This is a genomic window from Secundilactobacillus malefermentans DSM 5705 = KCTC 3548, from assembly GCF_001436395.1.
GTDB lineage: Bacteria > Bacillota > Bacilli > Lactobacillales > Lactobacillaceae > Secundilactobacillus > Secundilactobacillus malefermentans.
Map to the genome: position 1 here is coordinate 1 of NZ_AZGJ01000107.1, position 1,486 is coordinate 1,486.

Here is a 1,486-nt window from a genome sequence, read left to right on the forward strand (position 1 = left end):
GGCTCTTTGTCAAATGGTGTTGAAGGATAGTTTCTATCCTTTGGAGATCTCCTCGTGTGGGAGATCTTTTTTGTTTTTTTATTAGTTGCGGCGTTTAATCTGGTGTGTCGTCTGAATATCGTACTTGAAGGCATAACAAATAAGCCTACCATCGTGACGTTATTGTGGTAGATAATCTAGGCAATCAGCTGGTAGACGCGTGTGAACATATTGGCCTGATTGGAGAAGCCATAACAAGCACGTTTGAGCTCCTTGATCTTACGGTTGATGCCTTCTATCGGTCCGTTAGAGTAGGACGATTTGGCGGCATTAATTACTCCATTAAGATTCTTTCGTAGGGTATGCATGGCCGTATCTAGGGGCGTGCCGTTAGGCTGATAGTTAGTGATGATATTCTTGAGTTCATCAGCGTGACGCCCCATCAAAGCATCGTGGAGATCGATGTAGGTTTCATAAGCTGTTTTGAAGGCCGGAAACGTATTGGTTCCAATATCAATAGCGTTCTGTTCGGTCGAGTACTCATTCAGGCCGAAGAGGTAGCGGCTCTTTTGGGCGTCAGGGTTGGCCTTGTGGAATAGGCGCCATAGTGATTTCAGTACTTTATATTCCCGCGAATGCTTGTCGAGTTGCTTTAAACATTGAGTGCGAATGGTATCCATCGTCCGGCCCATTAATTGAATAATGTGGAACCGATCAATAATGAGTTCGGCGTTAGGGAATAGTTCGTGCACGAATGCCTGATAGGAGGCGTTCATGTCCATGATGACGCGTTGAACCGCGGCCCGTTCTGCGGTGCTGTACTGACTAAGAAAGAACTGTTTGATGGTTCTATTAAGGCGGTCGCTAAGTACTTTAACTGATTTGTGAGTGTCGGCGTCAATGCAAATAAACGACATGGAGCCGTGCGTGGAACGGAATTCATCAAAGCATAGATTAATCGGTAACCGGCGGCTCGCGTGTGGATGAATATTAGCCGTCAAAATACGCTGAACTGAGTTTGTCGAAATACCGGTGAGACTGGCGATAGTCTTAGCCGGGAGTGATTTACTGGCTAGCTTCAGCACATGAGTCGCTAGTCCGTGACCGATGGCGTGGTTGGTTGATACCACTGGAGTGGTGGCCGTACAAGTGCTATGGCAGTTACTACAACGCCAGCGTTGCTTGTTTAGCTCTAGAATTACGGGCCGGTCCATGGGTCCTGAAATGTGGACATGAGTGAGCTTGTGTCCGTTAGGGTGCAACGTATTGTATCCACAGCTGGGACAGCGCCTGAGTGTGTAGGTAAGCTCTGCCTGGATGACCAAATACTTTTTGCGACCCGAGCCCCGACCATTAAATTCCTCACGAGTACCGAACACCTGAATGTTTGTGTCTGTAATTCCCAGTAATTTAAGTGTATTATCTAGTTGAGACATCTATTCCTACCCCGCTTATCTTGAGTTTCGTCGCTTAAAGCATAGCACTAGGGAGGCTTAGATGCTTTTTT

The 1,486-nt window shown here is 46.8% G+C and carries 1 protein-coding gene; it reads right to left on the reverse strand.

The annotated features are described in order from the left end of the window. Positions 1-176: 176 nt before the first annotated feature. Positions 177-1,415, reverse strand: coding sequence for an ISL3-like element IS1165 family transposase (locus FD44_RS09900; RefSeq protein WP_056973928.1), 1,239 nt, complete (start codon positions 1,413-1,415; stop codon positions 177-179). Between the last annotated feature and the right edge of the window lie 71 nt (positions 1,416-1,486).

Coding starts and splice junctions, on each gene's coding strand:
- FD44_RS09900 (WP_056973928.1), bottom strand. CDS start 1,415: ATGTCTCAACTAGATAATACACTTAAATTACTGGGAATTACAGACACA.